Source organism: Streptomyces sp. NPDC048650, assembly GCF_043199095.1.
GTDB lineage: Bacteria > Actinomycetota > Actinomycetes > Streptomycetales > Streptomycetaceae > Streptomyces.
The window spans coordinates 346,554-370,356 of the sequence record NZ_JBICVM010000006.1 but is presented as its reverse complement, the minus strand read 5'-3'; the positions used below and the strand labels follow the sequence as shown (position 1 = coordinate 370,356).

The following is a 23,803-nucleotide window of genomic DNA, read 5'->3' as shown; positions in this document are numbered from 1 at the left end:
AGTGGTCTTCTTCACGCAACGCTCTCACTCACCGCGATACTACGATTACCCTTGGTGAACATGAAGATCGCTTTCGTGGGCAAGGGCGGCAGTGGCAAGACCACGCTGTCCTCCCTGTTCATCCGCCACCTCGCCGCGGCCCGGCTGACCGTGATCGCCGTGGACGCCGACATCAACCAGCACCTGGGAGCCGCCCTCGGCCTGGAGGAGGCGGCCTCGGCCGCGCTCCCCGCGATGGGCGCCCATCTCCCGCTGATCAAGGACTACTTGCGCGGCAGCAACCCCCGGCTCCCCTCCGCGGAGACGATGATCAAGACAACCCCGCCCGGCGAGGGTTCCCGCTTGCTGCGGGTCTGCGAGGACAACCCCGTCTACGACGCCTGCGCCCGCACGGTGCCACTGGACGACGCCGCCGTGCGGCTGATGGCCACCGGCCCGTTCACCGAGTCCGATCTGGGTGTGGCCTGCTATCACTCCAAGGTCGGCGCGGTGGAGCTGTGCCTCAACCACCTGGTGGACGGCCGCGAGGAGTATGTCGTCGTCGACATGACGGCCGGTTCGGACTCCTTCGCCTCCGGGATGTTCACCCGCTTCGACATGACCTTCCTGGTGGCCGAGCCGACGCGCAAGGGCATCGCCGTCTACCGCCAGTACAAGGAGTACGCCCGGGACTTCGGCGTTCCCCTGAAGGTGGTGGGCAACAAGGTGCAGGGTTCGGACGACCTGGCCTATCTGCGCGCCGAGGTGGGCGACGACCTGCTGGTGACCGTCGGGCACTCCGACTGGGTACGCGCCATGGAGAAGGGCCGCCCGTCCCCCTTCGCGCAGCTGGAGGAGGCCAACCGCCGTGCCCTGGAGACCCTGCACAGCGCGGCGGACGCGTCGTACGAGCGTCGCGACTGGGAGCGCTACACCCGCCAGATGGTGCACTTCCACCTCAAGAACGCGGAGAGCTGGGGCAACGCCAAGACCGGGGCCGACCTCGCGGCCCAGGTCGACCCCGCCTTCGTCCTGCTGGAGGCGGCGGCTACTCCACAGCCGGCCTGATCCGCACGTCCGCACCGGCGGGCAGCACCGGTCCGCCCGGCCTGTCCGCCGGTGCGTGGGGAACGCCGTCGGGGGCGTCGGAAAGATGGGCGGCCCAGCCGTCCCGGGGTGACTCACCGACCGACAGTTCCTGCAGTCGGGCCAGCACCTCGGGCTGCTGCGCGTCCAGCCAGTCGGCCAGCTGCTTGAAACTGACGCACCGCACGCCCTTCTTCGGGCAGATGGCCTTGATGGCCTCCTCGACGGCCGCCATGTAGGTGCCGCCGTTCCAGGACTCGAAGTGGTCGCCGATGAACAGCGGTGCGCGATTGCCGCGGTAGGCGCGCTCGAAGCCCTGCATCACGCCGGCCAGCATCTGCTTGCCCCAGACGGCGTGCAGGGCGCGAGTGCCGTGGGTGGTGCCGGACTGATTGGCGAGGAAGTTGTAGTCCATCGAGAGGGTCTCGAAGTGCCGACCGGGAAGGGGTATCTCCTGCAGCGGGAAATCCCAGATGCCCCCGGTCTTCCGTGGCCAGATCTGCAGCCCCCCGGACGAACTGGCGTCGTAGCGGAAGCCCATCTCCCGGGCCGCGGGTATGAGATTGCGCTGCCCCTCGAGGCACGGCGCCCGCCCGCCGACCAGCTCCTTGGAGTAGTCGAACGGCAGCGGCTCCTCGGACTGCAGGCCGGCGTTGGTCTTCCAGTTCTTGACGAACCCCTCGGCCTGCTCGATCTCGCTGACCCACTCGTCCGACGTCCAGGAGCCGACCCCCCGGCGGCCGCAGAAGTGGCCGTTGAAGTGCGTGCCCATCTCGTGGCCTTCCTGCCAGGCACCGCGCATCTGCGTCACGGTGTCGCGGATGCCCCCGACATCGTTGAAGCCGATCGCCGAGGTGCCGACGGCGTGGCGGGGCGGGGCGTACAGCTCCCGCTTGCCCTCGGGGAGCAGATAGACGCCGCTGAGGAAGAACGTCATGGCCGCCTGGTACTTCCTGCCGACGGCCCGGAAGTGCGAGAAGAGCTTCTGGCCGTCCTCGCCCGCACCGTCCCAGGAGAAGACGACGAACTGCGGGGGCCGTTTGCCCGGCTCGAGGCGCACGGGGGTGGGCTGGTTCGGCTGCTCACCGGTGTACGCGGTGGAGCCGTCGCCTATGAGGTGCACCGTCTGCGTGGGGGCGTGCGGCGCGACCCGCCCCTTCCTGGCGTTCTGCGGCGGGTTGCCGTGCATCGCCCCGCCGCAGCCGGCTATCGCGGCGAGCGCCACGGCCGCGGCTATTCCTGCCGTCACCTTCGCCGGCGCCTCCATTCGACTCACCTCATTCCCCGGTGCCGCAGCACCCTTCGAGTGATTAATAGGAAGATCTACCCGGAAGTGAGATGAAAGCCAAGAAACGCGAAGAAAAGGCATCCTTCCAGGCGTCAGATTCACCTGACAGAGGGAACGGCCGGCCCATATGCCCGAAAAGGCTTCTCTTTTTCTTTACACGTCATTACGATCCATTTACCGCTGCTTGAGAGTTGCCGGACCGTCGCCCACCGCGAGGTCCGGCCGCTCGCGTCCCGCCGCAGTACACCGCCGCCCACGATCGCGCCCCGCGCGACCGCGTCGCCCCGGAGGAGACGGGAATGTCGCAGATCGAGAAGTCGCCGCCGCCCATGCCGCGTGCACCGCACCCCACCGAGATCCCGCCCGGGAGCCGTAGGGCTCCGGTACCCGAACCACGCGCCGAGGAGGCGGGCCCAGGAGCACTGCGCCGGGACCTCTCCGCCTCGGTCGTGGTCTTTCTGCTCGCCGTTCCGCTGTCCCTCGGCATCGCACTGGCGACCGGCGCCCCGCCTCAGGCCGGCCTGGTGGCCGCGGCCGTCGGCGGCCTCGTCGCCGGGCTGCTGGGCGGCGCCCCGCTCCAGGTCAGCGGCGCGGCCACCGGCCTGCTGGTGGTCACCGCCGACCTCGTCCAGCGCTACGGCTGGCGCGCCACCTGCGCCGTCACCGTCCTCGCCGGTCTCACCCAGATCGCCCTGGGGGCGCTGCGGGTGGCCCGCGCGGCGCTGGCCGTCAGCCCGGCGATCGTGCACGGCATGCTGGCCGGGATCGGCGTCACGATCGCCGTCGGCCAGCTCCATGTGGTGCTCGGTGGCACCCCCGACAGCTCGGCACTCGACAACGTCGCCGCACTGCCCCGCCAGTTGGAGCATCCGCACGCCGCCGCGCTGCTGATCGGCGCCGTCACCGTCGCCGTACTGGCCGGCTGGAAGCACCTGCCCGGCCGCGGCGGACGCTGGGCGCGGCTGGCGCCGGCCCCGCTGGCCGCCGTCCTCGCCGCCACGGCCGTCAGTGCCGGCACGGCGGTACCACGCGTGGACCTGCCGTCCTGGCGGCTGCCCGAACTGCCCGCACTGCCGGACGCCTCCTGGCCCGCGGCCGCCGCCGCGGTACTGACCGTCACCCTGGTGGCCAGCATGGAGTCGTTGCTGTCCGCGGTGGCGGTGGACCGCATCGCGGCCGAGCGGCCCGGTACCCCCCAGGGCCGCTCGAAGCTCAATCGCGAGCTGGCCGGCCAGGGCGTCGCCAACGCCGTCTCCGGGCTGCTGGGCGGCATGCCGGTCTCCGGGGGCGCCATGCGCGGCTCGGCGAATGTGCGGGCGGGCGCCGCCACCCGGCGCGCCACCGTGCTGCACGGCTTCTGGGTACTGCTCTGCGCGGGCCTGCTGGCCGGGACGCTGGAGCTGATCCCGCTGGCCTCGCTCGCCGCCCTGGTGATGGTGGTCGGCGTACGGATGGTCAGCTTCGCGCACATTCGCCATGTGCAGCGGCACCGGGAGTTCCCGGTGTACGCGGCCACCTTGGGCGCGGTCGTGCTGTTCGGCGTACTGCAGGGCGTGGCGGCGGGCGTCGCGGTCTCGGTGTTCCTGGCGCTGCGCCGGCTCACCCACACCCGTATCGCGGTGACCGAGGAGGCCGACTGCCACCGGGTGCGGGTCAGCGGGCAGCTCACGTTCCTGGCGGTGCCGCGGCTGACCCGGGCGCTCGCGCTGGTACCGGCGCGCGCCAACGTCGTGGTCGAGCTGTGCGGTTCGTTCATGGACCACGCCGCCTACGAGGCGCTGCGGTCCTGGTCCGCCGGGCACCGGGCACACGGCGGCTGGGTCACCCTGGGCGGCCGTTCGGGCCGTCCGATCGCCGAACCCGCCAGCGCGCACTCCTGCCGCCCGTGGACGCCTTGGCGCAACCACCACTGCACCCGGCCCGCCCCCACCGCCGAGTCGGTGCCGCAGAGCAGCGGGAGCCAACTGCTGGGCGGGGTGAGCGCATTCCAGCGCCATACGGCACCGCTGGTGCGCGAAGAGCTGGCCCGGCTGGCGCGCGAGGGCCAGCGGCCCACCCAGCTCTTCCTGACCTGCGCGGACTCCCGCCTGGTCACGAGCATGATCACGTCCAGCGGTCCGGGCGATCTGTTCACCGTCCGCAATGTCGGCAACCTGATGCCGCCGCCGGGCTCGGACACCTCTTGCGACTCGGTCGCGGCGGCGATCGAGTACGCGGTGGAGGTGCTGCGCGTCGGTTCGATCACGGTGTGCGGGCACTCCGGGTGCGGCGCGATGGGGGCACTGCTGGCCTCCACCACGCCGGACGCGGACGAGGACGAACAGACACCGCTCGCCCGATGGCTGCGGCACGGCCGCCCGAGCCTGTCCCGTATGCGGCGGATCGGACGGCTGGGCCGGGGCGAAGTCGCCATCGACAACCGGCCGGTGACCGACGAGCAGGAGCGGCTGGCCCTCGTCAACGTCCTGCAGCAGCTCGACCACCTGCGGGCCCACCCGTGCGTGGCCCGCAGGGTGGCGGAGGGCTCGCTCGCGCTGCACGGCATGTATTTCCACGTCGGTGAGGCGCAGGCCTATGTCCTCGACGAGGCCACCGCACGGTTCTCCGCGGTCCACGGCGAACCGGCGCAGGTCACGGCCTGACCTGCGCCGCTGGTCCGAACGGCCCTCAAAAGAGGCGTGTATTGAAAGGTCTAAACCAATATTTTTCCACAGGCCTTGTCACGGCCGGGTATGGGCTGATGAGCTATGACCCGGGACACACCGGACGCCCTGGGATTGGGAGAAGACGTGAGCAAAGAAAGCCTGGCCAACCTGCTCAAGGAGGAACGGCGGTTCGCGCCGCCCGCCGAGCTGGCCGCGCATGCCAACGTCACCGCGGCAGCGTACGAACAGGCCGCGGCGGACCGGCTGGGCTTCTGGGCCGAGCAGGCCAAGCGCCTCGACTGGGCGGTCGAGCCCACCGAGACACTCGACTGGTCCAACGCGCCCTTCGCGAAGTGGTTCGCCGACGGCAAGCTCAACGTCGCGTACAACTGCGTGGACCGCCATGTGGAGAACGGCCTGGGCGACCGGGTCGCCATCCACTTCGAGGGGGAGGGCGGCGACACCCGCGCCCTCACCTACGCCGAGCTCCAGCGCGAGGTCTCCAAGGCCGCCAACGCGCTGATCGAGCTGGGCGTGCAGACCGGCGACCGGGTCGCCATCTACATGCCGATGATCCCCGAGACGGTCATCGCCATGCTGGCCTGCGCGCGCCTCGGCGCCCCGCACTCCGTCGTCTTCGGCGGCTTCTCCGCCGACGCGCTGGCGACCCGCATCAACGACGCCGACGCCCGCGTGGTGATCACCGCCGACGGCGGCTACCGCCGCGGCAAGCCGTCCGCCCTCAAGCCCGCCGTGGACGAGGCGCTGACCAGGCCCGGCACGGAGAACGTCCGCAGCGTGCTGGTCGTGCGCCGCACGGGCCAGGAGGACGTCGCCTGGCACGAGGGCCGTGACGTGTGGTGGCACGAGCTGGTCGAGCGGCAGAGCGAGACGCACACGCCCGAGGCGTTCGACGCCGAGCACCCCCTGTTCATCCTCTACACCTCGGGCACAACGGGTAAGCCCAAGGGCATCCTGCACACCACCGGCGGCTACCTCACCCAGGTCGCGTACACCCACCACGCCGTCTTCGACCTCAAGCCCGAGACCGACGTCTTCTGGTGCACCGCCGACGTCGGCTGGGTGACCGGCCACTCGTACATCGCCTACGGCCCGCTCGCCAACGGCGCGACCGAGGTGCTCTACGAAGGCACGCCGGACACCCCGCACCAGGGCCGCTGGTGGGAGATCGTGCAGAAGTACGGCGTCACGATCCTCTACACCGCGCCGACCGCGATCCGCGCCTGCATGAAGTGGGGCGACGACATCCCGGCGAAGTTCGACCTGTCCTCGCTGCGGGTCCTCGGGTCGGTCGGTGAGCCGATCAACCCCGAGGCGTGGATGTGGTATCGCAAGCACATCGGCGCCGATGCCACGCCGATCGTCGACACCTGGTGGCAGACCGAGACCGGCGCCATGATGCTCAGCCCGCTGCCGGGCGTCACGGAGACCAAGCCCGGCTCGGCACAGGTGCCGCTGCCCGGCATCGCGGCGACCGTGGTGGACGACGACGCCCGCGAGGTCCCGGACGGCGCCGGCGGCTACCTCGTCCTGACCGAGCCGTGGCCGGCGATGCTGCGCACGATCTGGGGCGACGACCAGCGCTACCTGGACACGTACTGGTCCCGCTTCGAGGGCAAGTACTTCGCGGGCGACGGCGCCAAGAAGGACGACGACGGCGACATCTGGCTGCTGGGCCGGGTGGACGACGTGATGCTGGTCTCCGGCCACAACATCTCCACCACCGAGGTGGAGTCGGCACTGGTCTCGCACCCCAAGGTGGCCGAGGCCGCCGTGGTGGGCGCCACCGACCCGCAGACCACCCAGGCCATCTGCGCCTTCGTCATCCTGCGTGGCGGCGCCACCGCCGAGGACGAGGGCCTGGTCGAGGCGCTGCGGGCGCATGTCGCCCAGCAGCTCGGTCCGATCGCCAAGCCCAAGCGGATCATGCCGGTCGCGGAGCTGCCCAAGACCCGCTCCGGCAAGATCATGCGGCGACTGCTGCGCGATGTGGCCGAGAACCGCGACCTCGGTGACGTCACGACGCTCACCGACTCCTCGGTCATGGACCTGATCCAGGCGAAGCTGCCGAGCGCGCCCGCCGAGGACTGAGCCGGACCCGCCCCGAAGGGGGGCACCGGCCGACGCGGCCGGTGCCCCCCTTCGGCATGCGCCCGGGCGGCCAGACGCCCGATTTGCCCGTAAAGTGGGGGCGCCGGATAGCTCCTTGCACCCGCCCGGTAAAGTAGTGCGTGCGTCAATGACACGCCAAGAATCACAGGGTGCGCCGGGAAGTCTGGTCGGCAACTGCAACAGCCGTACACAGCTGCCGAAGTGACCGGAGGTCATCCCGTGAGCGCCCCCACCCCCCGCCGTTCCCCCTTCCTCGGCCGGATGCCCCTGCCGGAGCGGAACTTCATAGCGGACGCACTGCGCGCCGAGACGGTCGGCGGGGTCCTCCTTCTCGTCGCCGCCGTAGCGGCTCTGATCTGGGCGAACACCCTGAGCGGCAGCTACGCGGCGATCCGTGGTTTCCACCTCGGCCCCGCCTCGCTGGGCCTGGACCTGTCCGTCCAGCACTGGGCCGCCAACGGCCTGCTCGCGCTCTTCTTCTTCGTCGCCGGCATCGAGCTCAAGCGCGAACTGGTCGCCGGCGAGCTGCGCGACCCCAAGGCCGCCGCCCTGCCGGTCGTCGCCGCGCTCTGCGGCATGGCGATGCCCGCGATCGTCTACGCCGCCGTCAACGGCATCGGCGGCGGTTCGCTGCAGGGCTGGGCGGTCCCCACCGCCACGGACATCGCCTTCGCGCTCGCCGTCCTCGCCGTCCTCGGCACGTCCCTGCCGTCCGCGCTGCGCGCCTTCCTGCTCACCCTGGCCGTCGTCGACGACCTCTTCGCGATCCTGATCATCGCAATCTTCTTCACCTCGAAGATCGACTTTCTGGCGCTCGGCCTCGCCGTCGTCGGCCTGGTGGCCTTCTATCTGCTGCTCCGCAAGGGCGTCCGCGGCTGGTACATCTACGTCCCGCTCGCGCTGGTCATCTGGGGCCTGATGGAGAACAGCGGGGTGCACGCCACCATCGCGGGCGTCGCCATGGGCCTGATGCTGCGCTGCCACCGTCGCGACGGCGAGACCCGGTCCCCCGGCGAGCACATCGAGCACCTGGTCCGCCCCCTCTCGGCGGGCCTCGCGGTCCCGCTCTTCGCGCTCTTCTCCGCCGGTGTGTCCGTTTCCGGCGGCGCGGTCCACGAGGTCTTCACCCGGCCCGAGACGCTCGGCGTCGTCCTCGGCCTGATAGTCGGCAAGGCTTTGGGCGTCTTCGGCGGCACCTGGGCCACCGCCCGCTTCACCAAGGCGGAACTGAACCCGGACCTGAAGTGGCCGGACGTCTTCGCCGTCGCCGCACTCGCCGGTATCGGCTTCACGGTCTCCCTGCTCATCGGCGAGCTGGCGTTCTCCGAAGACCTCGCGCTGGCCGCCGAGATCAAGGCGTCGGTGCTGATCGGCTCGCTGCTCGCCGCCGTCTTCGCGGGCGTCCTGCTCAAGGTCCGCAACACCAAGTACAAGCAGCTGTGCGAGGAGGAGGAGCGCGACGAGGACCAGGACGGCATCCCCGACATCTACGAGATCGACAAGCCCGAGTACCACCTGCGGATGGCCGCGATTCTCGAGGCAAAGGCCGCCGAACACCGCCGCCTTGCCGAAGTAGCCGCCGAGGCACCCGCCGGAGACGATGGTCCGGCATGATCTGAGAGGCTTGGCAATCCGGGTGAAGATGATGAGGGAGACGGCGATGAGCGCAGCCGACGGCAGCACGGACCGCAGCCTCGGACAGCTGGTGGCCACGGCCACCGCCGAGATGTCCGCACTGGTGCACGACGAGATCGCGCTGGCCAAGGCGGAGTTCCGGCAGGACGCCAAGCGGGCCGGTATCGGCAGCGCCGCGTTCATGGTGGCGGGCGCGCTGGCGCTGTTCGCCCTGCCGGTGCTCAGCTTCGCGGCGGCGTACGGCATCCACAACCTCGGCCTCGGGCTGGCCTGGTCCTTCCTGATCGTGGGCGGCGCCTTCCTGGTGCTCGCCGGACTGCTGTCCCTCATCGCGATCGCCAAGATGAAGAAGATCAAGAAGCCGGAGCGGTCCATCAACTCCGCCAAGCAGACCGCGGCCGTACTGCAGAAGGCCAAGCCGCACCCGCGCGTCGCGCCCGCGGACCACCCGGTCCTGGAGTCTGTGACACGCTCGTCGGTATGACAGCCCCTGACAGCACCGCCTCGGTCGTACGTCTCGACGTCCCCGGCGGGAAAGAGGTGACGCACCGGGACGTCGCGGCGAACGGCGCACGCTTCCACATCGCCGAGATGGGCGACGGGCCCCTGGTGCTGCTGCTGCACGGCTTCCCGCAGTTCTGGTGGACCTGGCGCCACCAGCTCCCCGCACTGGCCGACGCGGGCTTCAGGGCCGTCGCGATGGACCTGCGCGGCGTCGGCGGCAGCGACCGCACCCCGCGCGGCTACGACCCCGCGAACCTCGCCCTCGACATCACGGGCGTCGTACGGTCATTGGGCGAACCGGACGCCGCGCTCGTCGGGCACGACCTGGGCGGCTATCTGGCCTGGACGGCGGCCGTGATGCGGCCCAAGCTGGTGCGCCGGCTCGCGGTGTCCTCGATGCCGCACCCGCGGCGCTGGCGCTCGGCGATGCTCGCCGACGTCCGTCAGAGCGCCCGCAGCTCACACATCTGGAGCTTCCAGCGGCCCTGGCTGCCGGAACGCCGACTGACCGCGGACGACGCGGCGCTGGTCGGCCGCATGATCCGCGACTGGTCCGGGCCCCGGCTGCCCGAGGACGACGCCATCGCGGTCTATCAGCGGGCGATGAGCATCCCCTCGACGGCGCACTGCTCGATCGAGCCGTACCGCTGGATGGTGCGGTCGCTGGCCCGCCCGGACGGCATCCAGTTCAACCGCCGCATGAAGATGCCGGTACGGGTCCCGACGCTGCATCTGCACGGCTCCCTCGACCCGGTGATGCGCACCCGCAGCGCGGCGGGCTCCGGCGAGTACGTCGAGGCCCCCTACCGCTGGCGGCTCTTCGACGGCCTGGGTCACTTCCCGCACGAGGAGGATCCGGTGGCCTTCTCGACGGAACTGATCAACTGGCTGAAGGACCCCGAACCGGACCGCTGAGACCGGCCGTCGGATGCCGTCGCACCGGGCCGTCGGACCCGGTGAACGGACGCCGATCACCGGCCTGCGGGCGCTTCGGGAGACGCCCGGCGAGGCCCGCTCCCAGCGGCGTCGAACTTTCGTGTGACGAACAGCCAATTGCCTGGCGCATAGGCCAATTGGCGGCTCCCGGAGCGGTTACGGACCCTGGGCCACGGGCAGTCTCGTGAGTATGGGCTGGACGCACGACTACCGTGACGTGGCACGCAACCGCCGCAGCAGTGCCGCTGCAGTGGGCACTCGGGAGAGGGAAACTCCGGACCTCGGTTCCGGCGGCTCCCCCGGTCCCGAGCACCCGATGGGCATTCCGCGCATCCTGCGCCGCAGAGCGCGCTGGATGAGCGCACGCCTCCGGCATCCCCGAAGCTGAGCCGCCGCGCCTCCTGACGCGGCTTCCGGCAGCGCCCGGCGCGGGAAACCTCGATTCCCCGCGCCGCTCGCGCCCCGCCTGCCTCAGATCGCGCAGCCCTGGCTGTTGACCTGCCGCACGGCCGTACGCCCCTTGGTGACGTCCTCGCGGACCTCGTCGGCGGTCAGCGCGTAGCCGGTGCGGGAGTCGTCGAGCGACTTGGCGAAGACGACGCCGTAGACCTCGCCCTTGGGGGTGAGCAGCGGGCCGCCGGAGTTGCCCTGCCGGACCGTGGCGTAGAGCGAGTAGACGTCCCTGGCGACCGTGCCGCGGTGATAGATGTCCGGGCCGTTGGCCTGGATCCGCCCGCGGATGCGGGCCGCGCGGACGTCGTAGCCGCCGTTCTCCGGGAAGCCGGCGACGATGGCGCTCTTGCCGCTGCTCGCGCCCGTGCCGGAGAACCTCAGCGCGGGGGCATCCAGCGAGGGCACGTCCAGGACCGCGATATCGCGCTGCCAGTCGTAGAGCACCACACGGGCTTCGTACTGCTGCCCCTCGCCGCCCACCTGGACGGTCGGCCGGGTGACGCCGCCGACGACATGCGCATTCGTCATGACGCGGTGCCTTCCGAAGACGAATCCGCTGCCCTCGAGGACCTTCCCGCAACTGGGCGCCGTGCCGACGACCTTGACGATGCTTCGCCTGGCCCGCTCCGCCACCGGGCTGCTGGCCAGCGCGGGATCGGGCGCCGGCACATTCGTGATCGGCTCGTTGGAGAACGGCGTGAAGACCTGCGGGAAGCCGTTCTGCGCGAGCGCGGCGGAGAAGTCCGCGAACCAGGTGTTCGCCGCCTGGGGCATCACCCGGGAGACGCCCAGCAGCACCTTGGAGTTGCGCACCTCCTTGCCGAGCGTCGGCAGGGACGTGCCCGCCAGGGCGGAGCCGATCAGCCAGGCGACCAGCAGCATCGCCAGGACGTTGACCAGCGCGCCGCCGGTCGCGTCCAACGCCCGCGCCGGTGACCAGGTGATGTGGCGGCGCAGTTTGTTGCCCAGGTGGGTGGTGAGGGCCTGCCCCACCGAAGCGCACACGATCACGATGGCGACCGCCGCGACGGCCGCGAAGGTGCCGGGCGTCGCGTCACCGGTGATCTCGTTCCAGATCACCGGCAGCAGATAGACCGCGATCAGGCCGCCTCCGAGGAAGCCCATCACGGACAGGATGCCGACGACAAAGCCTTGCCGATAGCCGACGATCGCGAACCACACGGCGGCGACCAGCAGCAGGATGTCCAGGACGTTCACGCCGGACACCGTCTCACGCGCGCCAGTCGAGCGGGACGTGCTTGTCACGGTCCCACGGAATCTCCCAGCCCGCGTAATGCAGCAGCCGGTCGATGACACCGGCCGTAAAGCCCCAGACCAGGGCGTTCTCGACGAGGAAGGCCGGGCCGACATGACCGCTGGGGTGCCGGGAGGTGACCCGGTGGCCGGGGTCCGTGAGATCCGCCACCGGCACCGTGAAGACCCGAGCGGTCTCCGCCTGATCCACCGCGCCCACCGGACTGGGCTCGCGCCACCAGCCCAGAACGGGCGTCACGACGAAGCCGCTGACCGGGATGTAGAGCCGCGGCAGCACGCCGAAGACCTGGACACCGGCCGGATCCAGACCGGTCTCCTCCTGCGCCTCGCGCAGCGCCGCCCGCACCGGGCCACGGCCCTCGGGATCGCCGTCCTCCGGGTCGAGCGCGCCCCCGGGGAAGGAGGGCTGGCCGGCATGCGAGCGCAGCGTGCCGGCCCGCTCCAGGAGCAGCAGCTCGGGCCCGCGCGGGCCCTGGCCGAAGAGGATCAGCACCGCCGACTGCCGACCGCCGCTCTCGGGCGGCAGGAAGCGGCTGAGCTGCCGCGGCTCGACCGTGGCGGCCGCCCGGGCCACCGGGGCCAGCCACTCCGGCAGGCCGTCTGCCGTGACGGTCACCTCCCGGCCGTACGCCGTACCCTTCCGGGTCTCGGCCTCCTCGCCGTACTGCTCCCGTGCACTCGTCATACGCGCCCCCTCAGGCCCTGGCATCTGCGGTCGGTCCCCTTCCGGGGTCACGCGGTGCTCACCGCGGCTTTCGTCATGGAGCCGTCATCGGGGGCGCGGGCTGCCCCGGATAGTCGGCCGGCGGCTTCAGCCGCTGCCCCGGCCGGCCGCCCAGCTCGTACTTCAGCAGTTTCTTCGCCTTCTCCGGGTCCGTCTCGCCCTCGCCGTACGCCGGGCACAGCGGGGCGATGGGGCAGGCGCCGCAGGCGGGCTTACGGGAGTGGCAGACCCGGCGGCCGTGGAAGACGACGCGGTGCGAGAGCATCGTCCACTCGCTCTTGGGGAAGATCGCGGCGACGTCCGCCTCGACCTTCTCCGCGTCTTCCTGGGTGGTCCAGCCGAATCGGCGCGCCAGGCGACCGAAGTGCGTGTCCACGGTGATCCCCGGGACCCCGAAGGCGTTGCCCAGCACGACGTTGGCGGTCTTGCGGCCGACGCCGGGGAGCGTGACGAGGTCCTCCAGGCGGCCGGGCACCTTGCCGTCGAAGCGGTCGCGCAGCGCCGCCGACAGCCCGAGCAGCGACTTCGTCTTGGCCCGGAAGAAGCCGGTGGGCCGGATCAGCTCCTCCAGCCGCTCGGGATCCATGGCGGCCATGTCCTCGGGCGTCGGGCAGACCGCGAACAGCCGCGGGGTGGTCTGGTTGACCCGCAGATCGGTGGTCTGCGCGGAGAGCACCGTGGCGACCAGCAGCTCGAAGGAGTTGGTGAAGTCCAGCTCGGGGTGGGCGTACGGATACAGCTCGGCCAGCTCCCGGTTGATCCGGCGCGCCCGCCGCACCATGGCGGCCCGCGACTCGGGCTTGCGGGCGGGGGCCTTCTTCGCGGGGGCGGCCTTCTTGGCCGCGGCCTCGGCCGTGGCGGTCTTCGCCGTCGCGGCCTTCTTCGCCGCCGTCTTCTCGGCCGCCGTCTTCTCGGCCGTCGCCTTCTCGGCCGTCGCCTTCTTGGCCGTCGCCTTCTTCGCGGCGGGGGCCTTGGCCACGGCGGCCTTCTTCGTCGCGGCCTTCTTCGTCGCGGCGTCCTTCGTCGTCACGGCCTTCGTCGTCACGGCCTTCCTGGCGACGGTCTTGGCGCGGGTCGTCGTGGCTGCGGGCTTCTTGACGGCCTTCTTGGCCGCCGGCTGCGCGGGGGTTTCCTTCACGGCGATCTTCTTCCCTGCCGAGGTCTTGCCTACCGGGCTCTTCGATACGGAGGTCTCAGCGGTTGCGTCTGCCCGTATCCCGGGCTCGTCCGTCGGGGGTAGCGCCTCTCCCGCCGCGGACCGCGACGCGCCGGACCGTCGCGGCAACTGCCGAACGGCCGCCATCACCCTGGAGGGGGATTCGTTACTTTTATCCGCATCCGCCGTATCGGTGGACGGGTGTTCGCCCACAGCGGAATCACCCTCGGCGCTCACTCACTCAGCCCCCCAGTCCCGTGCTCCCACCGGCGTATTGGACACTCGGCCAGACTAAGGCCACCCACTGACAACCGCCCCGGCCACCATGATTCGTGACCCCAATCGGCCCCCTGCCTTACGGCTCGCGGCACCGGTCCGGCAAACTTGTGATTGATCGCACTGTTTTGCATTCCGGCATGATGGGGACCACAGTCCCCCGGAGCATGTCGACAAGGAGAGATCTCGTGGACGACGTTCTGCGGCGCGCACCGCTCTTCGCGGCGCTCGATGACGAGCAGGCGGCCGAGCTGCGCGCCTCGATGGGAGAGGTCACGCTCGCCCGCGGCGACGCCCTGTTCCACGAAGGGGACCCCGGCGACCGCCTGTACGTGGTCACCGAGGGCAAGGTGAAGCTGCACCGCACATCCCCGGACGGCCGCGAGAACATGCTCGCCGTCCTGGGCCCCGGCGAGCTCATCGGAGAGCTCTCGCTCTTCGACCCGGGCCCGCGCACGGCCACCGCCTCCGCGCTGACCGAGGTCAAGCTGCTCGGCCTGGGCCACGGCGACCTTCAGCCCTGGCTGAACGCCCGCCCCGAGGTGGCCACGGCCCTGCTGCGCGCCGTCGCCCGGCGCCTGCGCAAGACCAACGACCAGATGTCCGACCTGGTCTTCTCCGATGTGCCGGGCCGTGTGGCGCGTGCCCTCCTCGACCTGTCACGCCGCTTCGGCGTGCAGTCCGAAGAGGGCATTCACGTCGTGCACGACCTCACCCAGGAGGAGCTCGCCCAGCTCGTCGGCGCCTCCCGTGAGACCGTCAACAAGGCGCTCGCGGACTTCGCCGGCCGTGGCTGGCTTCGCTTGGAGGCTCGCGCCGTGATCCTCCTGGACGTCGAGCGGCTGGCCAAGCGGTCACGCTGACCGCACCACGACGAAGGGCCCCGGCAGCAAGCCGGGGCCCTTCGTCGTGGTGCGGCGGCACCGTCGGCCGCCCGCGGGCGGCCACTGCGCCCGTAAGGGGTCGCATCAGATCAGGCCGTGCTCGCCCAGATACTCCAGCTGCGCCCGCACCGACAGTTCGGCAGCCGGCCACAGGGAGCGGTCGACATCGGCATAGACGTCGGCGACGACCTCGGCGGGCGTGCGATGGCCGGCTTCGGCCGCGGTCTCCACCTGGGCGAGCCGGTTGGCACGGTGCGCCAGATAGAACTCCACCACTCCCTGAGCGTCGTTCAGCACCGGCCCGTGACCGGGCAGGACCGTCGCCACCCCGTCGTCGACGGTGAGGGAGCGCAGCCGCCGCAGCGAGTCGAGGTAGTCGCCCAGGCGGCCGTCGGGGTGCGCGACCACGGTGGTGCCGCGCCCCAGGACGGTGTCCCCGGTGAGGACCGCGGCGTCGGCCGGGAGGTGGAAGGAGAGCGAGTCCGCGGTGTGGCCCGGGGTGGGGACCACCCGGAGCTCCAGGCCGCCCGTGGTGATGACGTCGCCCGCCGCCAGGCCCTCGCCGCCGAGCCGCAGCGCCGGGTCCAGGGCGCGTACCGATGAACGGGTCAGCTCGGCGAACCGGGCGGCGCCCTCGGCGTGGTCGGGGTGGCCGTGGGTCAGCAGCGTCAGCGCGACCCGTCTGCCGGCCCGCTCGGCGGTGTCGACGACCGCCCGGAGATGGGCCTCGTCCAGCGGCCCGGGATCGATGACGACGGCGAGGTCGGAGTCCGGTTCGGCGACGATCCAGGTGTTGGTGCCGTCCAGTGTCATCGCCGACGGGTTGGGGGCCAGCACGCAGTGGGCGCGCGCCGTGGCCTGCCCCGAGATCGCTCCGCCCCGGGGCCGGCCGGGGAGGGCGGCTGCTTCGGTCATGTGGGGTTCCCTCCCGGAGGGTTCGAGGCGTCTGAGGGCCCGTCGGAATCGCCGTCGCCCGGCTCGTCGGTCGCGATGTGCTTGGTGAACTCGTCGTGCCCCGGCCAGCTCAGCTCGATCTCGCCGCCCACCAGGCGGGCGCGGGCCAGCACCGGCGTCAGGTCCTGGGCCTCCGCCGCTGCCAACGCATCCGCGGCGGAGCCGTACGGCTCCAGCCCGCGCAGCGTCGAGATGGTCGGCGGCATCATCAGCAGCTCGCCGCGGTCGTAGCCGGCCGCGGCCTCCTCCGGGCGGATCCACACCGTACGGTCCGCCTCGGTGGAAGCGTTCCGCGTGCGCTGGCCCTCGGGGAGCGCGGCGACGAAGAACCAGGTGTCGTAGCGCCGCGGCTCGAACTCCGGGGTGATCCAGCGGGCCCAGGCGCCGAGCAGATCCGAGCGCAGGACCAGGCCGCGACGGCCCAGGAAGTCGGCGAAGGAGAGCTCGTGGGCCACCAGGGCGGCCCGGTCGGCCTCCCAGTCCTCACCGGTGGTGTCCGCGACGACGGTGTCGGCCGAGGTGCCGGCGAGCAGCACGCCCGCCTCCTCGAACGTCTCGCGTACCGCCGCGCAGACGATGGCCTGCGCGGCGGCCGGGTCGACCCCCATCCGCACCGCCCACTGGGCGCGCGACGGACCGGCCCAGGCCACGGGGCGCTCGTCGCGCGGGTCGACGGAGCCGCCTGGATACGCGTACGCGCCTCCGGCGAAAGCCATGGAGGCGCGTCTGCGCAGCATATGGACGGTGGGTCCGCTGGAGGCCGAGCCGGGGGCGGCGTCCCGCAACAGCAGGACGGTCGCGGCCCGCCGGGGCGTGACGGGGGTCAGCTCGCCACTCGCGAGCGCCCGGATGCGGTCCGGCCACTCCGGCGGATACCACTGGCCATTGGTCGTCGACGACATGGCCGGATGCTATGCGCTCGCGCGCGGATGTTCGAGGGCCTCTCGGCCCCCTCGGCCACTATTCGGCGCCCTGACCGTCGTCCGGGTGCGGGTCCGGGTCCGGACCCGGCGACTATTCGGCGATCTCGACCTGGATCTCGACCTCGACCGGCGCGTCGAGCGGCAGCACCGCCACGCCCACCGCGGACCGGGCGTGCACGCCCTTGTCGCCCAGGACCTCGCCCAGCAGCTCGCTGGCGCCGTTGATCACTCCCGGCTGACCGGTGAAGTCCGAGGCCGAGGCCACGAACCCGACGACCTTCACGACGCGCTGGATCCGGTCCAGGTCGCCGGTCACCGACTTCACGGCGGCCAGGGCGTTGAGCGCGCAGATCGCGGCGAGCTCCTTGGCCTGCTCCGGGCTGATCTCGGCGCCCACCTTGCCGGTGGCCGGCAGCGCGCCGTCCACCATCGGCAGCTGGCCGGAGGTGAAGACGTACGAACCGGAGCGCACCGCCGGCTGGTATGCGGCCAGCGGCGGTACGACCTCCGGCAGCTTCAGGCCGAGCGCGGCAATCTTGTCCTCCGCGGCGCTCACGCCTTCTCCCGCTTCAGGTAGGCCACCAACTGCTCGGGGTTGTTCGGGCCCGGCACGACCTGGACCAGCTCCCAGCCGTCCTCGCCCCAGGTGTCCAGAATCTGCTTCGTCGCGTGCACGAGCAGCGGCACGGTCGCGTATTCCCACTTGGTCATGGGCCGAGCGTAATACCTGTGCGGGGCGGCGGCGGACGCCGTCCACGCCGACCCCTGGGAGCCCGTTCCCGTCGCGACCCTGAAGTCTCCCGGAGAAATGTGCTGCGGATCTCCGGGTCTTCCCGGGTGTATCCCGTGCGTAGCCGCGACGCGGACTGGTTAGGCTCCTTGACGTGAGCAGGCTCCATGTCGTCAGCGGCAAGGGCGGCACCGGCAAGACCACGGTTGCCGCTGCCCTCGCTCTCGCCCTGGCCACCGAGGGTCGACGTACCCTCCTGGTCGAGGTCGAGGGCCGGCAGGGCATTGCCCAGCTGTTCGAAACCGAGGCGCTTCCGTACGAGGAGCGCAAGATCGCTGTAGGACCGGCATCGGAAGGTGCCCCGCGGCGGGGGTCCCCCCGGACGGAGTCCGGCGGGGAAGCGCCGCGCGGTGGCGGAAGACGGGCGGGTGAGGTGTACGCCCTCGCCATCGACGCCGAGCGCGCCCTCCTGGACTACCTCCAGATGTTCTACAAGCTGGGCAGCGCGGGCCGGGCGCTCAAGAAGCTCGGCGCGATCGACTTCGCCACGACCATCGCTCCCGGCCTGCGGGACGTCCTGCTGACCGGCAAGGCGTGCGAGGCGGTCCGCCGCAAGGACAAGAACGGCCGGTTCGTCTACGACGCGGTCGTGATGGACGCCCCGCCGACCGGCCGCATCACCCGCTTCCTGAACGTCAACGACGAGGTGGCGGGCCTGGCGAAGATGGGCCCCATCCACAATCAGGCGCAGGCCGTGATGCGGGTCCTCAAATCGCCCGAGACCGCGGTCCACATGGTGACCCTGCTGGAGGAGATGCCGGTCCAGGAGACCGCGGACGGCATCGCGGAGCTGCGCGCGGCAGGCATCCCGGTGGGTGGCGTCGTCATCAACATGACCCGACCCGCCCTGCTGGACAACGGCGACCTCGACAGCGCCGCCCGCGAGGCCCGCACAGGCGTCGCCAAGGCGCTCTCCCAGGCCGGCCTGGGCGGCGCGCGGCGCGGCGGGCTGGCCGACCGGCTGATCGACCCGCTGCTGGAGCAGGCCCGCGAACACGCCGAGCGGGTCGAGCTGGAGCGCGCCGAGCACGCCGAGCTGACGGCGCTCGGCCTGCCCACCTACGAGTTGGAGCTGCTCCCCGAGGGAGTGGACCTCGCCGGGCTCTACCGTCTGGCGAGAGACCTGCGGAAACAGGGGCCCATATGACCGCGGACGACACGACCCTGGACGCCTCGGCCCCTTGGCTCGAGGTCGACGCGCTGCTCGACGACCGACGCACCCGCATCGTGGTGTGCTGCGGCTCCGGTGGCGTCGGAAAGACGACGACCGCCGCGGCGCTGGGTGTACGGGCCGCCGAGCGCGGCCGCAAGGTCGTCGTGCTGACCATCGACCCCGCACGGCGGCTGGCGCAGTCGATGGGCATCTCGGAGCTCGACAACGTCCCGCGGCAGGTCAAGGACGTCGGCGAGGCCGCGGGCGGCGAGCTGCACGCGATGATGCTGGACATGAAGCGCACCTTCGACGAGATCGTCGAAGGGCACGCGGACGCCGACCGGGCACGCGCGATCCTGGACAACCCCTTCTACCAGTCCCTGTCGGCCGGTTTCGCGGGCACGCAGGAGTACATGGCCATGGAGAAGCTCGGCCAGCTGCGCGCGAGCGACGAGTGGGACCTGATCATCGTCGACACCCCGCCGAGCCGCTCCGCTCTGGACTTCCTGGATGCGCCCAAGCGCCTCGGCTCCTTCCTGGACGGCAAGTTCATCCGGGTGCTGATGGCGCCGGCGAAGGTCGGTGGCCGCGCCGGGATGAAGTTCCTGAACGTCGGCATGTCCATGATGACCGGCACCCTCAGCAAGCTGATGGGCGGTCAACTACTGCGCGATGTGCAGACGTTCGTGGCAGCGATGGACACCATGTTCGGCGGCTTCCGCACCCGCGCGGACGCCACCTACCGGCTGCTGCAGGCGCCCGGCACGGCGTTCCTGGTGGTGGCGGCGCCGGAGCGGGACGCGCTGCGTGAGGCGGCGTATTTCGTCGAGCGGCTGGCCGCCGAGCAGATGCCGCTGGCCGGTCTCGTCCTGAACCGCGTGCACGGCAGCGGGGCGGCCCAGCTGAGCGCGGAGCGCGCGCTGGCCGCCGTGGAGGCCCTCACGGACGACGCCGAAAATCTTGAACCGCCCGGCATTGTCGATCATCACAACGGGAAGGCTGCTTCAGGAACCGCCGGTGGCCACTCCCCCGCCACGGCGGAGCAGGTGCCACCCACGTCGGCTTCAGCGGCGCATCTCGCCGCCGGGCTGCTGCGGCTGCACGCGGAACGGATGCAGGTCCTGGCGCGCGAACGGCGCACCCGGGATCGCTTCACCGCGCTGCATCCCGAGGTCCCGGTGACCGAGATCGCCGCGCTGCCCGGTGACGTCCATGACCTCGCCGGCCTGCGCGCGATCGGTGACCGCATCGCGCTGGACCCGGCCGAGGCCACCAGCTGACCACCGGCGCCGACCGCCGACGGCCGACCACCCTCGCCCGACCCGCGCCCACTTGGGCGGGAAGTGACGACCGGCAGGCCCACGCGCCCGCCGGCACACCGACCGAACCGAACGGCTCAACGGCTCGCCGGACCGACGGCCCACATCGACCGCTTTCGGCTAGCTGACCGCGGCGTACGCATCGAAGTCCTCGCCCTCGCAGTCCACCGGCAGGATGCCCGTGCTGCGCTCGTATTCCGTACGTGCTGTCTCCAGCAGCCGGCGCCACGACGTCACGGTCGGTCGGCGGCGCAGCAGCGCCCTCCGCTCCCGCTCGGTCATGCCGCCCCACACACCGAACTCCACCCGGTTGTCCAGGGCGTCGGCCAGGCACTCCGTACGCACCGGGCATCCGGTGCACACCGCCTTGGCGCGGTTCTGCGCCGCCCCTTGTACGAACAGTTCATCCGGATCGGTAGTGCGGCATGCTGCCTGTGCGCTCCAGTCGGTTACCCAGCTCATGCTGGCGCCGTCCTCTCCCGAATCGAGGCTCCCCCACGGCGGCAAACGGCATATTCACCGTTGCCAGTTGAGGACGTTACGGAAGGCGGGCAGGGCGCAACACCCCCTTCGGGCCCAATCTTGAATGGCCCGAACGGACTATGCGTACGCGGCAGATCACCCAACGGAGTGACCGGACGGCATATGTTGCCTTCCCTCCAAGTCCGGACAATTCACCGCGGACACAAGGGATTTCTGGCGACGCAAGCGGACGAGAGGGGCGTGATTCGCACAGAGGGAGGGGGTTGACGAACCGATGCGTAACCATCCCACTGATGCAGGCGAGTACAGGCTAAGCGAACAGGTGCGCCCCTGTCCGGCGATTCAGAACGTAGGGTTGTCCGCATGGCTAAGAAGCGTGACGGCGGGGGTCAGTCCAAGGCCCAGATGGCCGCCAAGTTCCTCGGTGTCAGCGTCCTGGCCGGAGCCGTACTCGCCGGCATCGCGCTGCCCGCCGCCGGGGCACTGGGTCTGGCGGCCAAGGGCTCGGTCGAGGGTTTCGACGACATACCGGCCAACCTGAAGACGCCACCGCTCAGCCAGCGGACCACCGTCCTGGACGCCAAGGGCGGCGAGATCGCGAAGGTCTACTCCCGCGACCGCACCGTGGTGGGCCTCAAGGACGTCTCGCCGTACATGCAGCAGGCGATCGTCGCCATCGAGGACGCCCGCTTCTACGAGCACGGCGCCGTCGACCTGAAGGGCATCCTGCGCGCGGTCAACAAGAACGCCCAGTCGGGCGGCGTCTCCCAGGGCGCCTCGACGCTGACCCAGCAGTATGTGAAGAACGTCTTCATCGAGGAGGCGGGCGACGACGCCGACAAGGTCGCGCAGGCCACCCAGCAGACGCTCGGCCGCAAGGTCAAGGAGCTCAAGTACGCGATCCAGCTGGAGAAGGAGCTCGGCAAGCGCAAGATCTTGCAGAACTACCTGAACATCACCTTCTTCGGCCAGCAGGCGTACGGCGTCGAGGCCGCCGCGCAGCGCTATTTCAGCAAGCCCGCCAAGGACCTGAAGCTGGATGAGGCCGCCCTACTGGCCGGCATCGTCCAGTCGCCGACCCGCTACGACCCGGTCAACGATCCGCAGGAGGCGACCCGGCGGCGCAACACCGTCCTCCAGCGCATGGCGGACGTCAAGGACATCACCCAGGCACAGGCGCATGCGGCCGCGCAGAAGCCGATCCATCTGTCGGTCAGCCGCCCCGAGAGCGGCTGCATCACCGCCGTGAACGGCGCGGGCTTCTTCTGTGACTACATCCGCAAGGTCTTCCTCGGCGACAAGGCCTTCGGCAAGACCCGGAAGGTCCGCTCCAAGCTCTGGAACCGGGGCGGCATGACCATCCACACCACCCTCGACCCGCAGACCCAGAAGGCGATCCAGAAGTCGGTCGGCGATCACGTCTACGACGACGACCCGGTCGCCAGCGCCGCGACCATCGTCGAGCCGGGCACGGGCAAGATCCTCGGAATGGGCCAGTCCCGCCCGTACGGCTTCCGCGGCCACCAGACGCAGATCAACCTCTCGGTGGATCACGCCATGGGCGGCGGCGCCGGCTACCAGCCGGGATCGACCTTCAAACCGGTGGTCGCGGCGGCCGCCCTGGAGCAGGGCACCAGCCCGTACCAGAAGTACTCCTCGCCGTATCGGATGCAGTACCCCAGTCCGGTGCAGACCTGCAGCGGCGAGTGGCAGGGCAAGGACGTCACCCAGAACGAGAACAGGGAAGAGGTCGGCCCCTACGGGATGAAGGAGGCGACCGCGAAGTCGGTCAACACCTACTTCGTCCAGCTGATCAGCGACATGGGCATCTGCCCCGCGGTCAAGATGGCGCAGAAGCTGGGCATCGAGCGGGCGGACGGCAGGCAGTTGCAGCAGGTTCCGTCGATGACGCTCGGCGTGCAGGAGATGTCGCCGCTCACGATGGCCACCGCGTACGCCGCCTTCGCCAACGGCGGCGAGTACTGCTCCCCCGTCGCCATCGCGTCGATCACCGACGCGCGCGGCAAGTCGATGGCCGTCCCGCGGAGCAACTGCCGCAGCGCGATGTCCAAGAGGACCGCGGACACCGTCAACACGCTCCTCAAGGGCGTCGTCCAGGACGGCACCGGCAAGAAGGCGGGCCTCCAGGGCCGCGACAGCGCCGGTAAGACGGGCACCAGCGACAGCCGCTACGCCGCCTGGTTCGTGGGCTACACCCCGAACGCGGCCGGTGCGGTCTGGGTCGGCGACCCGATGCATCAGCGCAAGATGTACAACATCACGATCGGCGGCGTCCCGCACGACAAGGTCTACGGCGCCGACACCCCCGGCCCCATCTGGCGCGACGCGATGACCGGCGCCCTGGCGGGCCGCCCGTCGCCGGCCCTGTCGACGGTGCCGATCGACGACCCGGGCAAGCGCAAGGGCGGCGGCCACAAGGGGCCGGGCAAGCACCGGCCCGGCCGGGGCCACGGCGGCGACGACAAGCCGGGCGGCGGATGGCACATTCCAGGCTTCCCGGACATACTGGGCGGCGGCAACGGGGGCTGGTAACCGGCCCCTTGAGAGCCCGGCCCCGCCCGACGGGCCGGGCAGGGCCGGCCACCACGCCGACGCGAAGCGGAAGGGGCGCCCCCTCGTCGAGGGGGCGCCCCTTCGCACACCGTCCGGCGCACCGGCCGGTCCGGACTCAGCCCGCCAGCAGCTTCTTCACCACCGCGGCCACCCGGCCGCCCTCGGCACGACCCGCCACCTGCGGGTTGACGATCTTCATGACGGCGCCCATCGCCCGCGGCCCCTCGGCCCCGGCGCCCTTGGCCTCCGCGACGGCCGCGGCGACCAGCTGCTCCAGCTCGTCATCGGTGAGCTGCTTGGGCAGGTAGTCCCCGAGCAGCTCGCCCTCGGCCCGCTCCCGCTCCGCCGACTCGCTCCGGCCGCCCTTCTCGAAGGCGTCCGCGGCCTCCCGGCGCTTCTTCGCCTCCCGCGCGATGATCTTCTCGACCTCGCCGTCGGACAGCTCGCGCGCCTCGGTGCCCGCGACCTCCTCCTTCTGGATCGCGGTCAGCGTGAGGCGGAGAGTGGAGGAACGCAGCTCGTCGCGCGCCTTGATCGCGGTGGTGAGGTCGTCCTGCAGCTTGGACTTGAGCGTGGTCATGACGTCGAGTATGCCCCCACCCACCGGCAACCGCCGCGCCTTTTCCCCCGGGC

General features: G+C 71.0%; 20 protein-coding genes. 10 read left to right on the top strand and 10 right to left on the bottom strand.

From position 1 onward, the window contains the following. Positions 1–60 precede the first annotated feature (60 nt). Positions 61–1,047 (top strand): ATP-binding protein, encoded by a 987-nt coding sequence (locus ACGFML_RS19630; RefSeq protein WP_393545279.1) that lies wholly within the window; start codon positions 61–63, stop codon positions 1,045–1,047. Here the strand turns inward: ACGFML_RS19630 and ACGFML_RS19625 are convergent. Further along, complete coding sequence (locus ACGFML_RS19625) at positions 1,028–2,332, bottom strand: hypothetical protein (protein ID WP_393545277.1); 1,305 nt, start codon at positions 2,330–2,332, stop codon at positions 1,028–1,030. The genes ACGFML_RS19630 and ACGFML_RS19625 overlap by 20 nt on opposite strands. A gap of 320 nt (positions 2,333–2,652) precedes the next feature. On the opposite strand from ACGFML_RS19625, the gene ACGFML_RS19620 reads away from it, so the two are divergent. The 5 genes from ACGFML_RS19620 (at position 2,653) to ACGFML_RS19600 (ending at position 10,185) form a co-directional block, all read left to right on the top strand. Then, positions 2,653–4,995 carry a SulP family inorganic anion transporter gene (locus ACGFML_RS19620; protein WP_393545275.1) on the top strand — a complete coding sequence of 781 codons (2,343 nt, stop codon included), beginning with the start codon at positions 2,653–2,655 and terminating at the stop codon, positions 4,993–4,995. A gap of 147 nt (positions 4,996–5,142) precedes the next feature. Next, the gene (gene acs, locus ACGFML_RS19615) at positions 5,143–7,110 is read left to right on the top strand and encodes an acetate--CoA ligase (RefSeq protein ID WP_393545273.1); all 1,968 of its coding nucleotides are present in this window, start codon (positions 5,143–5,145) and stop codon (positions 7,108–7,110) included. A gap of 282 nt (positions 7,111–7,392) precedes the next feature. Next, complete coding sequence (nhaA, locus tag ACGFML_RS19610; RefSeq protein ID WP_393545600.1) at positions 7,393–8,745, top strand: Na+/H+ antiporter NhaA; 1,353 nt, start codon at positions 7,393–7,395, stop codon at positions 8,743–8,745. Positions 8,746–8,791: 46 nt separating this feature from the next. Then, the gene (locus ACGFML_RS19605) at positions 8,792–9,250 is read left to right on the top strand and encodes a phage holin family protein (protein WP_393545271.1); all 459 of its coding nucleotides are present in this window, start codon (positions 8,792–8,794) and stop codon (positions 9,248–9,250) included. After that, positions 9,247–10,185, top strand: a complete 939-nt coding sequence (locus tag ACGFML_RS19600; protein WP_393545269.1) for an alpha/beta fold hydrolase — start codon at positions 9,247–9,249, stop codon at positions 10,183–10,185. The genes ACGFML_RS19605 and ACGFML_RS19600 overlap by 4 nt, the downstream gene beginning before the upstream one ends. A 492-nt stretch (positions 10,186–10,677) precedes the next feature. Here the strand turns inward: ACGFML_RS19600 and ACGFML_RS19595 are convergent, their stop codons facing one another. The 3 genes from ACGFML_RS19595 to nth form a co-directional block, all read right to left on the bottom strand. Next, positions 10,678–11,877 (bottom strand): MarP family serine protease, encoded by a 1,200-nt coding sequence (locus tag ACGFML_RS19595; protein WP_393545267.1) that lies wholly within the window; start codon positions 11,875–11,877, stop codon positions 10,678–10,680. 13 nt (positions 11,878–11,890) lie between these two features. Beyond that, on the bottom strand, positions 11,891–12,619 hold the full coding sequence (locus ACGFML_RS19590) for an NUDIX hydrolase (protein WP_393545265.1): 729 nt from the start codon (positions 12,617–12,619) through the stop codon (positions 11,891–11,893). A 73-nt stretch (positions 12,620–12,692) separates the two neighbouring features. Further along, on the bottom strand, positions 12,693–13,874 hold the full coding sequence (nth, locus tag ACGFML_RS19585; protein WP_393545599.1) for an endonuclease III: 1,182 nt from the start codon (positions 13,872–13,874) through the stop codon (positions 12,693–12,695). A 404-nt stretch (positions 13,875–14,278) separates the two neighbouring features. Between nth and ACGFML_RS19580 the strand changes: the two genes are divergently transcribed. Continuing rightward, positions 14,279–14,953 (top strand): Crp/Fnr family transcriptional regulator, encoded by a 675-nt coding sequence (locus tag ACGFML_RS19580; protein ID WP_006604164.1) that lies wholly within the window; start codon positions 14,279–14,281, stop codon positions 14,951–14,953. Between the two features lie 105 nt (positions 14,954–15,058). Here the strand turns inward: ACGFML_RS19580 and ACGFML_RS19575 are convergent, their stop codons facing one another. The 4 genes from ACGFML_RS19575 to ACGFML_RS19560 all read right to left on the bottom strand — a co-directional run bounded on the left by ACGFML_RS19575 (position 15,059) and on the right by ACGFML_RS19560 (position 17,562). Continuing rightward, on the bottom strand, positions 15,059–15,889 hold the full coding sequence (locus tag ACGFML_RS19575; protein ID WP_393545263.1) for an MBL fold metallo-hydrolase: 831 nt from the start codon (positions 15,887–15,889) through the stop codon (positions 15,059–15,061). Continuing rightward, the gene (locus ACGFML_RS19570; RefSeq protein WP_393545261.1) at positions 15,886–16,830 is read right to left on the bottom strand and encodes an NUDIX hydrolase; all 945 of its coding nucleotides are present in this window, start codon (positions 16,828–16,830) and stop codon (positions 15,886–15,888) included. Before ACGFML_RS19570 ends, ACGFML_RS19575 begins: the two co-directional genes overlap by 4 nt. Before the next feature lie 112 nt (positions 16,831–16,942). Next, positions 16,943–17,407 carry a RidA family protein gene (locus ACGFML_RS19565; RefSeq protein ID WP_393545260.1) on the bottom strand — a complete coding sequence of 155 codons (465 nt, stop codon included), beginning with the start codon at positions 17,405–17,407 and terminating at the stop codon, positions 16,943–16,945. After that, a complete protein-coding gene (locus tag ACGFML_RS19560) occupies positions 17,404–17,562 on the bottom strand; it encodes a DUF4177 domain-containing protein (RefSeq protein WP_003967454.1) in 159 nt (52 codons plus the stop codon). The genes ACGFML_RS19565 and ACGFML_RS19560 overlap by 4 nt, the downstream gene beginning before the upstream one ends. 173 nt (positions 17,563–17,735) lie before the next feature. Here ACGFML_RS19560 and ACGFML_RS19555 point away from each other — a divergent pair, with 173 nt between their 5' ends. Both ACGFML_RS19555 and ACGFML_RS19550 read left to right on the top strand, forming a co-directional pair. Then, positions 17,736–18,788, top strand: a complete 1,053-nt coding sequence (locus tag ACGFML_RS19555; RefSeq protein WP_393545258.1) for an ArsA-related P-loop ATPase — start codon at positions 17,736–17,738, stop codon at positions 18,786–18,788. Next, positions 18,785–20,074, top strand: coding sequence for an ArsA family ATPase (locus tag ACGFML_RS19550; RefSeq protein ID WP_393545256.1), 1,290 nt, complete (start codon positions 18,785–18,787; stop codon positions 20,072–20,074). Before ACGFML_RS19555 ends, ACGFML_RS19550 begins: the two co-directional genes overlap by 4 nt. Before the next feature lie 159 nt (positions 20,075–20,233). Here the strand turns inward: ACGFML_RS19550 and ACGFML_RS19545 are convergent, their stop codons facing one another. After that, positions 20,234–20,575: a WhiB family transcriptional regulator gene (locus ACGFML_RS19545; RefSeq protein ID WP_393545254.1), complete on the bottom strand. Its 342-nt coding sequence runs from the start codon at positions 20,573–20,575 to the stop codon at positions 20,234–20,236. 384 nt (positions 20,576–20,959) lie between these two features. Here ACGFML_RS19545 and ACGFML_RS19540 point away from each other — a divergent pair, with 384 nt between their 5' ends. Next, the gene (locus ACGFML_RS19540; RefSeq protein WP_393545252.1) at positions 20,960–23,149 is read left to right on the top strand and encodes a transglycosylase domain-containing protein; all 2,190 of its coding nucleotides are present in this window, start codon (positions 20,960–20,962) and stop codon (positions 23,147–23,149) included. Positions 23,150–23,285: 136 nt separating this feature from the next. Here ACGFML_RS19540 and ACGFML_RS19535 read toward each other — a convergent pair whose 3' ends face one another. Further along, positions 23,286–23,750 carry a GatB/YqeY domain-containing protein gene (locus ACGFML_RS19535; RefSeq protein ID WP_393545250.1) on the bottom strand — a complete coding sequence of 155 codons (465 nt, stop codon included), beginning with the start codon at positions 23,748–23,750 and terminating at the stop codon, positions 23,286–23,288. Positions 23,751–23,803 lie beyond the last annotated feature (53 nt).